General features: G+C 65.4%; 11 protein-coding genes. 9 read left to right on the forward strand and 2 right to left on the reverse strand.

All coding sequences use genetic code 11. From position 1 onward, the window contains the following. The first annotated feature begins 104 nt into the window (after positions 1–104). Entirely contained in the window at positions 105–767 is a 663-nt protein-coding gene (locus KUW17_RS00090) for an HAD-IA family hydrolase (RefSeq protein WP_222475028.1), read from the forward strand. Between the two features lie 79 nt (positions 768–846). After that, the gene (locus KUW17_RS00095) at positions 847–2,040 is read left to right on the forward strand and encodes a DegT/DnrJ/EryC1/StrS family aminotransferase (RefSeq protein WP_222475029.1); all 1,194 of its coding nucleotides are present in this window, start codon (positions 847–849) and stop codon (positions 2,038–2,040) included. Here KUW17_RS00095 and KUW17_RS00100 read toward each other — a convergent pair. Then, positions 2,028–2,486, reverse strand: coding sequence for a CreA family protein (locus KUW17_RS00100; RefSeq protein ID WP_222475030.1), 459 nt, complete (start codon positions 2,484–2,486; stop codon positions 2,028–2,030). The two genes, KUW17_RS00095 and KUW17_RS00100, sit on opposite strands and share 13 nt — an antisense overlap. Positions 2,487–2,650: 164 nt before the next feature. Between KUW17_RS00100 and KUW17_RS00105 the strand changes: the two genes are divergently transcribed. Together KUW17_RS00105 and KUW17_RS00110 are read left to right on the forward strand one after the other, a co-directional pair. Next, positions 2,651–3,304, forward strand: a complete 654-nt coding sequence (locus KUW17_RS00105; RefSeq protein ID WP_222475031.1) for a DUF1236 domain-containing protein — start codon at positions 2,651–2,653, stop codon at positions 3,302–3,304. A gap of 156 nt (positions 3,305–3,460) precedes the next feature. Beyond that, positions 3,461–4,621, forward strand: coding sequence for an isovaleryl-CoA dehydrogenase (locus tag KUW17_RS00110; protein ID WP_222475033.1), 1,161 nt, complete (start codon positions 3,461–3,463; stop codon positions 4,619–4,621). A 95-nt stretch (positions 4,622–4,716) separates the two neighbouring features. On the opposite strand, the gene KUW17_RS00115 is transcribed toward KUW17_RS00110, so the two are convergent. Next, the gene (locus KUW17_RS00115; RefSeq protein WP_222475035.1) at positions 4,717–5,319 is read right to left on the reverse strand and encodes an OmpW/AlkL family protein; all 603 of its coding nucleotides are present in this window, start codon (positions 5,317–5,319) and stop codon (positions 4,717–4,719) included. 149 nt (positions 5,320–5,468) lie between these two features. On the opposite strand from KUW17_RS00115, the gene KUW17_RS00120 reads away from it, so the two are divergent. The 5 genes from KUW17_RS00120 to KUW17_RS00140 all read left to right on the forward strand — a co-directional run bounded on the left by KUW17_RS00120 (position 5,469) and on the right by KUW17_RS00140 (position 12,362). Next, positions 5,469–6,995, forward strand: a complete 1,527-nt coding sequence (locus KUW17_RS00120) for an AMP-binding protein (protein WP_222475037.1) — start codon at positions 5,469–5,471, stop codon at positions 6,993–6,995. Positions 6,996–7,071: 76 nt separating this feature from the next. After that, positions 7,072–8,676 (forward strand): carboxyl transferase domain-containing protein, encoded by a 1,605-nt coding sequence (locus KUW17_RS00125; RefSeq protein ID WP_222475039.1) that lies wholly within the window; start codon positions 7,072–7,074, stop codon positions 8,674–8,676. 9 nt (positions 8,677–8,685) lie between these two features. Then, complete coding sequence (locus KUW17_RS00130; RefSeq protein WP_222475041.1) at positions 8,686–10,623, forward strand: acetyl/propionyl/methylcrotonyl-CoA carboxylase subunit alpha; 1,938 nt, start codon at positions 8,686–8,688, stop codon at positions 10,621–10,623. A gap of 78 nt (positions 10,624–10,701) precedes the next feature. Beyond that, positions 10,702–11,559, forward strand: a complete 858-nt coding sequence (locus tag KUW17_RS00135) for a hydroxymethylglutaryl-CoA lyase (protein WP_222475043.1) — start codon at positions 10,702–10,704, stop codon at positions 11,557–11,559. 20 nt (positions 11,560–11,579) lie between these two features. Beyond that, positions 11,580–12,362, forward strand: a complete 783-nt coding sequence (locus KUW17_RS00140; protein ID WP_222475045.1) for a crotonase/enoyl-CoA hydratase family protein — start codon at positions 11,580–11,582, stop codon at positions 12,360–12,362. Positions 12,363–12,471: the final 109 nt, after the last annotated feature.

Consider the following 12,471-nt stretch of genomic DNA (forward strand, 5'->3'; position numbering starts at 1 on the left):
GCTCCCGTTTTATCCGCTGGGGGGCGGGGCGCAAGGGACCGCGCCATCAAACAAGATTGCGGGCTGCAATATGCGGCGGCGGAAAAGTGCCGAAAGGGCAGGATATGCGAACGGTTATCTTCGATCTGGACGGCACGCTGGCGGATACCTCCGGCGATCTGCTGGCGGCGGCCAATGCCTGTTTCCGCCAAATGGGGCTGGGCGATGTGCTGAGCCATCCGCAGGATGCGGCAGTGTCGCTGCGCGGCGCCCGGATGATGCTGACGCATGGGTTGAAACGTGTGGGTCAGTATGATCCGGCGGTAGTGGAAGAATTCTACCCTGTGTTCCTGGATGTCTACCGTGAAGCAATCGACCTTCACACCGTGCTCTATCCCGGCGCGATGGAAGCCGTGGACGCGCTGAAAACCACAGGTTTCGGCGTCGGCATCTGCACCAACAAGCCGGAGGGGCTGGCAGACCAGCTGATGCGCAGCCTCGGGGTGCGGGATGCCTTTGCCTCGCTGGTCGGTGCAGACACGCTGCCGGTGCGCAAACCAGATCCCGAACCGCTGTTCGAGGCCGCCCGCCGCGCGGGCGGCGATCCGTCCCGCACACTGCTGGTCGGCGACAGCGACACCGACCGCAACACCTCGGCCAATGCCGGCGTGCCTTCGGTGCTGGTGACCTTCGGCCCCTCGGGGGATGATATGGCGGCCCTCAAGCCAGAAGCGCTGTTGCACCGGTTTGAGGACCTGCCGGAAGTCGCCGAACGGCTGATTGCGTGATCCCGCAACTTAGTTTCGGGATATTCGTCTGCCGGGGTTCGCACTTGACGCGTCGCCGGCGGCGGCTCACAAACGCCGCATGAGCGAGACATTTACCGGGTCTTTCACCCAGCAAGAACCCATTCCCGAAGACGCCATCGAGGCCGCGCTGGCGGTGCTTCGCCACGGGCGCCTGCACCGTTACAACGTAGCGGAGGGTGAAGAGGGCGAAACCGCCCTGCTGGAGCAGGAGTTCGCGGTGCAGATGGGCGCGAAATACTGCCTGGCGGTGGCGTCCGGCGGCTACGCGCTGGCAACTTCTCTGCGCGCAGTCGGGGTGAAGCCCGGCGACAAGGTGCTGACCAACGCCTTCACGCTGGCGCCGGTGCCCGGGTCGATCGCCTCCGTCGGGGCGGAGCCGGTGTTTGTCGAGGTGACCGAAAACCTGACTATTGATCTGGATGACTTGGCGGCCAAGGCGGGCCAGGCCAAGGTGCTGATGCTGTCGCACATGCGCGGGCATCTGTGCGACATGGACCGGCTGATGGAGATCTGCGACGCGGCAGGCATCACCGTGATCGAGGATTGCGCCCATACAATGGGGGCGTCCTGGAACAAGGTGCTTTCTGGCAGACATGGCGCGGTTGGCTGCTATTCCTGCCAGACCTACAAGCACGTGAACTCGGGCGAGGGCGGGCTGCTGATCACCGATGACGAAGAGATTGCCGCCCGCGCCATCATGCTGTCCGGCTCCTACATGCTTTACGGCCGCCATCTGGCGGCGCCGGGGCCGGAGGTGTTCGAGCGGGTGAAATACGAGACCCCCAACATCTCGGGACGCATGGACAATCTTCGCGCTGCCATCCTGCGGCCGCAGCTGCGCGACCTGGATACCCAGGTGGAACGCTGGAACGACCGCTACCGCGCGGTCGAGAACGGCCTGCGCGGCACCCCGGGGCTCACCGTAGTGGAGCGCCCCGCGCAGGAGGTCTATGTCGGCTCCTCGATCCAGTTCCTGCTTTTGGACTGGTCCGAAGAAGCGGTTCAGGAGGCTGTGCGCCGCTGTGCCGCGCGCGGGGTGGAGCTGAAGTGGTTCGGCACGCCGGAGCCGGTTGCCTTCACCTCCCGCTACGACAGCTGGCGCTATGCGGACACCCCGCGGCTGCCGCAAAGCGACCGGATTCTGGCAGGCATCATCGACATGCGGGTGCCGCTGACCTTCAGCCTGGAGGACTGCGCCCAGATCGCCCGCATCATCCGGGCAGAGGTTTCCGCCGTCTATCAGTCCGCCTGATAAAGCGGCACCGTCGAGATCGAGACCTTGGCCGACCCGTCGGTCAGCTCTGCCGCGTGGGCGGCATAGATCAGCGTCTGGTTGGCCTCGTCAAAGATGCGCTTCACCCGCAGCGATTTCAGGATGATGGAGCGCGATGCGCGGAACACATCCTCGCCGTCGCGGCCGCGGTCGATGTCGCCCACGGTGATGGGGCCGGTCTGACGGCAGGCGATAGAGGCGTTTGACGGATCCTCGAACCAGTTGCCCTTGGACAGCCGGTCAATCAGCCCGCGTTCGAAATAGGCGATGTGGCAGGTCACGCCTTCGACCTTGGGGTCGGCGATGGCCTCGATGATGATGTCGTTGCCGACCCAGTCGACTCCGATCTGGCCGACCTCCTCGGCGGCGGCGGGCAGGCCCGCCAGGCAGAATGCAGCGGCCAGGGTGCGGATCAATCGTGTCATGTGGTGCTCCTGATGGCGTTGGGGCGGCTGTTTCCCGCTCATGCCAACTCTACGCGCAGATGCGCTCAAAAGATCCCGGGAACCTTTCAGGAAAAGCCGGCGTTGTCTCTCCGCAACGGCGCAAGGAGGCGCCTTTTAACAGAAATTGCATTGAGGAGAGAACGATGCACACGTCCAAAACCGCCCTGACGGCTTCCGCTCTGGCCCTGCTGGCCGCGCCGGTCTGGGCCGGCGCTGAAGTGCGGGCTGTGACCGACCTGAACCTGCGCGCGGGTCCGGGGCCGCAGTACGAGATCATCGGCGTCATTTCGCCTTCGGGTTCGGTCGGTCTTGAGGGCTGCATCGAGGAAAGCAACTGGTGCAAGGTGAGCTACGAGGGCGCTGACGGCTGGGCCTATGGCGAATATCTGACCGGCGCCGTCACCGAGAAATACGTGCCGGTGGTGGCCAAGGACAGCCCGGTGGAAATCAGCACCGTGACCTATGAAAAAACCGGCGAACACGATGCTGAGCTGGGTGCCGTAGGCGGTGCCATCACCGGCGGCCTGATTGCCGGCCCGGCCGGTGTCGTGGCCGGGGCGATTGCAGGCGCCGCTGCGGGCGAGGCCGCCGTGCCGGACGAGGAAGTCGTGACCTATGTGCGCAGTCACGCCACCGAACCTGTCTATGTTCAGGGCGAAGTGGTGACTGGCGTCATGATCCCGGAAGAGGTGCAGCTGACCCCGGTTCCGGAATCTGACTACCGCTATGTCTACCTGAACGGCCTGCCGGTCCTGGTGGGGGCGGACAGCCGCACCGTGGTCCATGTGGTCCGCTAAGCCAAATTGAAACTGCCGGATGCGGGCGGCCCCACGCGGGCCGCCCGCTGCCGTTCGGGCACCCCAAACAGGAACACGATTGACCCGAATCGCGGGCTCCTCTATTGAATTGAACAACTGTTCATATAATCGGCTCTGGCCTGGAGGATCTGCGGGATGTTCAACGCAAGCATGACTTTCGATCTTGGTGAGGACGTGAACGCGCTGCGCGATGTGGTTCACCGCTGGGCGCAGGACCGCGTCAAGCCGATGGCGCAGGAGATCGACCAGAAGAACGAGTTCCCGGCGGAGCTGTGGCGGGAGATGGGTGACCTGGGCCTCCTGGGCATCACCGTGCCGGAGGAATTCGGCGGTGCCGGCATGTCCTATCTGGCCCATACCGTCGCGATTGAGGAAATCGCCCGTGCCAGCGCCTCCGTGTCGCTGTCCTACGGCGCGCATTCCAACCTCTGCGTCAACCAGATCAAGCTGAACGGCAACGCCGAGCAGAAGGCGAAATACCTGCCGCGGCTGATCTCCGGCGAACACGTCGGCGCGCTGGCCATGTCCGAGGCGGGCGCCGGCTCCGACGTGGTGTCGATGAGCCTGCGCGCGGAAAAGCGCAATGACCACTTCCGCCTGAACGGCAACAAGTACTGGATCACCAACGGTCCCGATGCCGACACCCTGGTGGTCTACGCCAAGACCGATCCGGAAGCGGGCTCCAAGGGCATCACCGCCTTCCTGATCGAGAAGGAATTCAAGGGCTTTTCCACCTCCAAGCACTTCGACAAGCTGGGCATGCGCGGCTCCAACACCGCCGAGCTGGTGTTCGAGGATGTCGAAGTGCCGTTCGAGAACATTCTGGGCGAAGAGGGCAAGGGCGTGCGCGTGCTGATGTCCGGCCTCGATTACGAGCGCGTGGTGCTGGCAGGCATCGGCACCGGCATCATGGCTGCCTGCATGGACGAGATGATGCCCTACATGAAAGAGCGCAAGCAGTTCGGCCAGCCGATCGGGAACTTCCAGCTGATGCAGGCCAAGATCGCCGACATGTACACGGCGATGAACACGGCGCGTGCCTACGTCTATGAGGTTGCCAAAGCCTGCGACAAGGGCACCGTGACCCGCCAGGACGCCGCAGCCTGCTGCCTCTACGCCTCCGAGGTCGCGATGACCCAGGCGCATCAGGCGGTGCAGGCCTTTGGCGGGGCGGGCTACCTGTCCGACAACCCGGTGGGCCGCATTTTCCGCGATGCCAAGCTGATGGAGATCGGTGCAGGCACCAGCGAAATCCGCCGGATGCTGATCGGCCGGGAACTGATGGGCACCATGTAAAAAGCAGACCCCGCAGCTCCAGAGGGGCGGCGGGGTCTTTCAGCGGGCCCGGCGGCGCAGGAGCAGCCACCGGACCGGAACCGGATCACAAAGGATCAGAAGCGGTGCACGTAAGCGAGGTTCACGACAACCGGATCGATCTCCGCGGTGCCGAGGTAGGCGCCGTCCAGGGATGCGTCGGTGTCGATGTCCATCCAGCGGACGTTGAGCCGCAGCGCACCGTTGTCGGAGATCTGGTAGTCGGCGCCGGCATTGACCGCGATGCCGAAGCTGTCGTCCAGCTCAAGATTGCCGAGGGCGGTCTCTTCCTCGAAGAAGGTGGTGTAGTTCACACCCAGGCCAAGGAACGGCTTGATCGCGCCCTGGGTCGGGAAGTGGTAGTTGATCGACAGGGTCGGCGGCAGCTGTTTGGCCGAGGCGATCTCGGTGCCGCCCAGGCTGATGTCATGCTCAAACGGCGACGCCGCCAGCAGCTCGACACCCCAGTTGTCGCGGAAGAAGTACTCGACGGTCAGCGACAGCGCGGTGCCGTCGTCGATGTCGGCGTCGAAACCGGCCAGGGTGCCGTTGCCGGATTTCGGGTTCACGTTGGCGATGCCGACGCCGACGGTCCAGTCGCCTTGCTGCTGGGCAAAGGCAGGGGCGGCCAGGGCGGCCAGGGCAGAGGTCAGCGCAAGTGCGGAAACCATACGTTTCATGGGGTGCGTCCCTTTTCTTGTGTTCACGCTGAGGTGATGCCTGCCAAACCCTGTTCCAGCCCTGATCTGGATCAAAACTGCGCCGCCTTAGTCATTGATTATGCGCTGAAAAACTGCATATCTGCTATGCATTTCAGGAATGTCTAAACATGCATGAAGATTGTAACATTCCGGGACTCCGCAGCGATGGCAGCTGGCACTTGCCGGACCGGCTGAACATGGCGGCGCAATGCCTGTCACGGCCGCAGGACGCGACCGCCGTGATCGACATGACCGGCCCGGCGCGCCGCGACATCTCCTATAGCGATCTGGCGGCGATGACGGACGGGCTGGCGCGCTACCTGCTGGCGCGCATTCAGCCCGGCGACCGCGTGGGCGTGCTGCTCAGCCAGTCGCCCTGGTGTGCGGCGGCGCATCTGGCGATCTGGAAGGCGGGCGGCATTTCGGTGCCGCTGTTCAAGCTGTTCAAGCGCGACGCGCTGGCGTCGCGCGCCGGCGACGCCGGGGTGCGGTTTGTCCTGACCGATCCGGAAGGCGCGGAGCTGCTTGGCGATCTGGCTGAGGCGGTGATGGCAGACAGCGCAGGCTTCGACGGCCCGCCGGTGCCCTTTGCGGATACCACGCCTGAAACACCTGCGGTTCTGATTTACACATCCGGCACCACCGGCAGCCCCAAGGGCGCGCTGCACGGCCACCGGGTGCTGACGGGTCACCTGCCGGGGGTGGCCATCAGCCACGACCACCTCGGCCAGTCCGGCGATGTCCTTTGGACCCCCGCCGACTGGGCCTGGATCGGCGGTCTGTTCGACGTGCTGATGCCGGGCCTGGCGCTGGGCGTGCCGGTGGTGGCCGCGCGGCTGGACAAGTTCACGCCGGAAGCATGTGCGGCGCTGATCGAACAGGCAGGGGTGCGCAATATCTTCTTCCCGCCCACCGCGCTCAGGATGCTGAAAGCAGCCGGGCAGGGGCTCAGCGGCCTGCGCTCTGTTGCCAGCGGCGGAGAGCCCCTGGGCGCCGAGATGCTCGCCTGGGGCCGGCGGCGCTTGGGCGTGACCATCAACGAGTTCTACGGCCAGACCGAATGCAACATGGTGGCCTCCTCCTGCGCCGCTGAATTCGAGCCGCGCCCGGGCTGCATCGGCAAGGCGGTGCCGGGGCATGAGCTGGCGGTGATCGACGCGGCAGGCAACCCAACGGAGGACGAGGGCGACGTCGCCATCCGCCGCGGCTCTGCCTCGATGCTGCTGGAATACTGGAACCGGCCCGAGGAGACGGCGGCCAAGTTCCGCGGCGACTGGCTGGTGACCGGCGACCGCGGCATCTGGGAGGGCGACTACCTGCGCTTTGTCGGCCGCGAGGATGACGTGATCACCTCCGGCGGCTACCGCATCGGCCCGGCGGAGATCGAGGATTGCCTGCTGACGCACCCGTCAGTGGCGACAGCGGGCGTGGTCGGCAAGCCCGACAGCCTGCGCACCGAAATCGTCAAGGCCTATGTGGTGCTGAAGCCTGGGGCGGAGGCCTCAGAGAAGGAGCTTCAGGACTACGTCAAGGACCGCCTCGCGCATTATTCCTACCCGCGCGAAGTGGCGTTCCTGGATGCGCTGCCGATGACGGTGACCGGCAAGGTCATCCGCAAGGAGCTGAAGGCGCGGGCGGCGGGAGAAACTGAATGACTCAAGGTGTTGCATACCCGGCGTACGCTGCCCCAACCGGAAATAAAGATCTCAACCCTATAACGGGAGAGTGGACATGAAACTCACATCCAAGGCGATGCCCTCCTCGGAAGGCTTCAAGCAGAACCGCGAGGCGCATCTGGACGCGCTTGCGCAGATCAGCGAGGCGGCTGAGGCCGCGCGCATGGGCGGCGGCGAGAAATCCCGCGCCCGCCATGAAAGCCGCGGCAAGATGCTGCCGCGCCGCCGGGTGGCGAACCTCTTGGACCCCGGCTCCCCGTTCCTGGAGATCGGCGCCACCGCGGCGCATGCCATGTATGACGGCGCCGCACCCTCGGCCGGCGTGATAGCGGGCATCGGCCGGGTGCACGGCCAGGAGGTCATGGTGGTCTGCAACGACGCTACCGTGAAGGGCGGCACCTACTATCCGATGACGGTGAAGAAACACCTTCGCGCGCAGGAAATCGCCGAGGAAAACCGTCTCCCTTGCATCTACCTCGTAGACTCCGGTGGCGCCAACCTGCCGAACCAGGACGAGGTCTTCCCTGACCGCGACCACTTCGGCCGCATCTTCTACAACCAGGCCCGGATGTCGGCCAAGGGCATCCCGCAAATCGCCGTCGTCATGGGCTCCTGCACCGCGGGCGGCGCCTATGTGCCGGCGATGTCGGACGTCACCATCATCGTGAAGGAGCAGGGCACCATCTTCCTGGCCGGCCCGCCGCTGGTGAAGGCCGCCACGGGCGAGGTTGTCAGCGCCGAGGACCTGGGCGGCGGCGACGTGCACACGCGCCTCTCCGGCGTGGCGGATTATCTGGCCGAGGATGACGCCCATGCGCTGGCGCTGGCCCGCCGTGCGGTGCAGTCGCTGAATATCACCAGGCCGCTGACGGTGAACTGGGCCAGCCCGGAAGAGCCTGCCTATGACCCCGAGGAAATCCTTGGCGTGGTGCCGGGCGATCTGCGCACGCCCTATGACATCCGCGAGGTGATCGCGCGGCTGGTCGACGGCTCCCGCTTTGACGAGTTCAAACCGCGCTTTGGCGAGACGCTGGTCACCGGCTTTGCCCACCTCAAGGGCTGCCCCATCGGCATCATCGCCAACAATGGCGTGCTGTTCTCGGAAGCCGCCCAGAAAGGCGCGCATTTCGTGGAACTGTGCAGCCAGCGCAAGATCCCGCTGGTGTTCCTGCAGAACATCACCGGCTTCATGGTCGGGCGGAAGTACGAAAACGAGGGCATCGCCCGCCACGGTGCCAAGATGGTGACGGCGGTGGCGACCACCAATGTCCCCAAGATCACCATGCTGGTCGGCGGCTCCTTCGGTGCCGGCAACTACGGCATGTCGGGCCGCGCCTATTCCCCGCGCTTCCTGTGGACCTGGCCGAATTCCCGCATCTCGGTGATGGGCGGCGAGCAGGCTGCAGGCGTGCTGGCGACGGTGAAACGCGACGCCATCGAACGGCAGGGCGGCAGCTGGAGCACCGAGGAAGAAGCGGAGTTCAAGCGTCCCACCATCGAGATGTTCGAGGAGCAGAGCCACCCGCTTTACGCTTCTGCACGCCTCTGGGATGACGGCATCATCGACCCGCGCAAATCCCGCGAGGTGCTGGCCCTGTCGCTGAGCGCCGCCCTGAACGCCCCGATCGAAGATACGCGCTTCGGCGTCTTCCGGATGTGAGGATCTCCCATGTTTGACAAAATCCTGATTGCCAACCGCGGAGAGATTGCCTGCCGCGTGATGGAAACCGCCCGTGCCATGGGGGTGCGGACCGTGGCTGTTTACTCCGACGCCGATGCGGCTTCGAAACATGTGGCGCTGGCGGATGAGGCCGTGCATATCGGCGGCCCGGCCCCGGCGGACAGCTATTTGAAGGGCGACGAGATCATCCGCGTCGCAAAGGAAACCGGCGCCCAGGCGATTCACCCGGGGTACGGCTTCCTGTCGGAAAACCCGAAATTCGTCGAGGCGGTGGAGGCCGCGGGGCTGGTCTTTATCGGTCCCTCGGCAGACGCCATTCGCAAGATGGGTCTCAAGGACGCTGCCAAGGCGCTGATGGAAGAGGCCGGCGTGCCGGTGGTGCCGGGCTATCACGGCACCAATCAGGACCCGGAGTTCCTGGCGGGCGAGGCGGAGAAGATCGGCTACCCGGTGCTGATCAAGGCGGTTGCCGGCGGCGGCGGCAAGGGGATGCGGCTGGTCGAAAAGCCTGCCGAATTTGCCGATGCCCTGAAAAGTGCCCAAGGCGAGGCGACCACCGCCTTTGGCAACCCGGATGTCTTGATCGAGAAATACATCCAGCAGCCGCGGCATATCGAGGTTCAGGTCTTTGGCGACGGGACCCACGCGGTGCATCTGTTCGAGCGCGACTGCTCCCTGCAGCGGCGCCATCAGAAGGTGATCGAGGAAGCGCCCGCGCCGGGCATGACCGCGGAAATGCGCGAGGCGATGGGACAGGCTGGCGTGCGCGCGGCCGAAGCTATCGGCTACAAGGGTGCCGGCACGGTAGAATTCATCGTCGACGGCTCTGACGGGCTGCGCCCCGACGGGTTCTGGTTCATGGAAATGAACACCCGCCTGCAGGTGGAGCATCCGGTCACGGAGCTGATCACCGGCGTCGATCTGGTGGAGTGGCAGCTGCGGGTTGCCTCTGGCGAGAGCCTGCCTGCCAAGCAGGAAGACCTCACCATCACCGGCCACGCGTTTGAGGCGCGGCTTTATGCGGAGGATGTGCCCAAGGGCTTCCTGCCTGCAACCGGCACGCTGACGCATCTGTCCTTCCCGGCAGAGGCCCGCGCCGACAGCGGTGTCAGGGCAGGGGACACAATCAGCCCCTGGTACGACCCGATGATCTCCAAGGTGATCGTGCATGGTTCCACCCGCAAGGTGGCGCTGTCGCGGCTGGCCCGCGCGCTGGAGGAAACCGAGGTCGGCGGAACCGTCACCAACCTGGCCTTCCTTGGCGCACTGGCGGCGCATGAGGGCTTTGCCAACGGCGAAGTGGACACCGGCCTGATTGCCCGCGATCTGGACGCGCTGACCGCGGCGCCGGTGGTGGAGCTGCGCCATAAGGCGGCGGCCGGCATGGTGGCGCTGGAGCTGGCGGAGGCTGCACCGGACACCGGCTTTACCCTCTGGGCGCCCTTGCACCGGGCTGTCACCCTTTCCCATGCGGGCGAGGAGTTCACCGCTGACGTGCAGGTGGACGGGCCGGACCGGCAGCTGTGGACCGTTGATGGCGAAACCGTCGTGGCCGAACGCAGCCAGGGCCAGTGGCGCATTGATGAGCGCCGGATGCCCGCGGTTTCGCAGTCGGGAACGCTGATCACCGTGCATGATGCCTACGGTCTGGAGTTCACCGCGCTGGATCCGCTGGACCGCGATGCGGCAGCAGGCGGCGACAGCAACGTCATCGAGGCGCCTATGCCCGGTCTGGTCAAGGCGGTCTTTGCCGAGGCCGGCCAGGCGGTGAAAGAGGGCGACCGGCTTGCCATTCTGGAAGCGATGAAGATGGAGCATTCGCTTCTGGCGGCCCGCGACGGCGTGGTGGCCGAGGTTTTGGCCGCAGCCGGCGACCAGGTTGAGGCCGGCGCGGCGCTGGTGCGGCTGGAAGAAGAAGACGGCTGACCCGGGTCCGGGGCGGCGCGCCTGCCGCCCCCGCTGCAGTTTGAGCATTTTTGGAAAGAAGAAGCCGGAGGGCATTCCATGGGCGAATTTGCCGAAATCTTCGAGGTTGGCCCGCGCGACGGGCTGCAGAATGAAAAGCGCGAGATTCCGGTTGCGGAAAAGGTGGCGCTGACCGACTGCCTGAGCCGCGCCGGGTTCAGGCGCATCGAAGTGGCAAGCTTCGTCTCGCCCAAATGGGTGCCGCAGATGGCCGGCAGCGCGGAGGTGCTGGCCGGCATAACCCGCGCGCCCGGCGTGCGCTATGCAGCCCTGACCCCCAACATGCGCGGCTATGAGGATGCGGTGGCGGCACAGGCGGATGAGATTGCTGTCTTTGCATCCGCTTCCGAAGGGTTTTCCAAGGCCAATATCAATGCCACCATCGAGGAAAGCATCACCCGCTTCCTGCCCATTCTAGACGCGGCCAAGGAGATCGGACTGCCGGTCCGGGGCTATGTCTCCTGTGTGACCGACTGCCCCTATGACGGGGCGACGCCGCCCGGGAAGGTGGCAGAGGTGGCCGAACGGCTGTTCTCGCTTGGCTGTTACGAGATCTCGCTGGGTGACACCATCGGGCAAGGAACGCCGGAGGCGATCACTGCGATGCTCAAGGCTGTCACCGCGCGGGTGCCCGCGGCACAGCTGGCGGGCCACTACCACGACACCGCGGGCCGGGCGCTTGACAATATCGAGGCTTCGCTGGCGCAGGGCGTGCGGGTGTTCGATGCGGCCGTCGGCGGCTTGGGCGGCTGCCCCTATGCGCCGGGCGCGGCGGGCAATGTGGCAACGGAAGCGGTGCACAAGCGCCTGACCGAACTGGGCTATGACACCGGCCTGGATGCGGAGGTGCTGGAAGAAGCCGCGGCGCTGGCCCGGATGATGCGCGGCCTGCAGTAAGAATTCAGCGGAGACACAAGATGTTTGAGACAATCACCCTGGACACCGACGCCCGCGGCGTCTGCACCCTGACCCTGAACCGGGCCGAGAAGCACAACGCCATGTCCGGCCAGATGCTGCAGGAGCTGACCCAGGCGGCGAAGCGGCTGGCCGGGGACGAGACTGTCCGCGTAGTGGTGCTGACCGGTGCCGGCAAAAGCTTTTGCGCAGGCGGCGACCTTGCTTGGATGCGGGCGCAGATGGATGCCGATGCCGAAACCCGCGCGCGCGAGGCGCGGGTGCTGGCGGAGATGCTGATGGCGCTCAACACCCTGCCGAAGCCGCTGATCGGCGCGGTGCAGGGCAACGCATTCGGCGGCGGTGTCGGAATGGCGTCGGTTTGCGACGTGGCCATTGGTGCGGATCATCTGAAGATGGGCCTGACCGAGACCAAGCTGGGACTGATTCCCGCCACCATCGGGCCCTATGTGATCGCCCGCATGGGGGAAGCCAAGGCGCGGCGGGTGTTCATGTCGGCGCGTCTGTTTGGCGCGGCAGAAGCGGTGGAGCTCGGCCTGCTGGCCAAGGCGGTGCCCGCGGACCAGTTGGCCGAGGCGGTTGAGGCAGAAGTTGCCCCCTACCTGAACTGCGCCCCCGGCGCGGTTGCCGCGGCCAAGAAGCTGGCCCGCGATCTGGGGCCGCGGCTGGATGACAGCGTGATTGACCATACAATCAAGGCGCTTGTCGAGCGCTGGGAAGGGCCGGAAGCCGGCGAGGGTATCGCGGCGTTCTTCGAAAAACGCAAACCCGCCTGGCAAAGCTGAAAACCGGCATAATTGACTCACGTTTTTGCGGCGGCCGCGGTTTTCCTTGCGGCCGCTTTTCTTATGAAAACGCTTGGGAATTCGCCCCGCACGGCAGCCGTGCTTTTTC

This window comes from Leisingera aquaemixtae, from assembly GCF_019801145.1.
Taxonomy (GTDB): Bacteria; Pseudomonadota; Alphaproteobacteria; order Rhodobacterales; family Rhodobacteraceae; genus Leisingera; species Leisingera aquaemixtae_A.

Excerpts from the sequence above, each read along its gene's own strand:
- KUW17_RS00095 (WP_222475029.1), top strand. The coding sequence starts at position 847 with ATGAGCGAGACATTTACCGGGTCTTTCACCCAGCAAGAACCCATTCCC.
- KUW17_RS00120 (WP_222475037.1), top strand. The coding sequence starts at position 5,469 with ATGCATGAAGATTGTAACATTCCGGGACTCCGCAGCGATGGCAGCTGG.
- KUW17_RS00130 (WP_222475041.1), top strand. The coding sequence starts at position 8,686 with ATGTTTGACAAAATCCTGATTGCCAACCGCGGAGAGATTGCCTGCCGC.
- KUW17_RS00140 (WP_222475045.1), top strand. The coding sequence starts at position 11,580 with ATGTTTGAGACAATCACCCTGGACACCGACGCCCGCGGCGTCTGCACC.
- KUW17_RS00105 (WP_222475031.1), top strand. The coding sequence starts at position 2,651 with ATGCACACGTCCAAAACCGCCCTGACGGCTTCCGCTCTGGCCCTGCTG.
- KUW17_RS00125 (WP_222475039.1), top strand. The coding sequence starts at position 7,072 with ATGAAACTCACATCCAAGGCGATGCCCTCCTCGGAAGGCTTCAAGCAG.
- KUW17_RS00110 (WP_222475033.1), top strand. The coding sequence starts at position 3,461 with ATGTTCAACGCAAGCATGACTTTCGATCTTGGTGAGGACGTGAACGCG.
- KUW17_RS00135 (WP_222475043.1), top strand. The coding sequence starts at position 10,702 with ATGGGCGAATTTGCCGAAATCTTCGAGGTTGGCCCGCGCGACGGGCTG.
- KUW17_RS00090 (WP_222475028.1), top strand. The coding sequence starts at position 105 with ATGCGAACGGTTATCTTCGATCTGGACGGCACGCTGGCGGATACCTCC.
- KUW17_RS00100 (WP_222475030.1), bottom strand. The coding sequence starts at position 2,486 with ATGACACGATTGATCCGCACCCTGGCCGCTGCATTCTGCCTGGCGGGC.
- KUW17_RS00115 (WP_222475035.1), bottom strand. The coding sequence starts at position 5,319 with ATGAAACGTATGGTTTCCGCACTTGCGCTGACCTCTGCCCTGGCCGCC.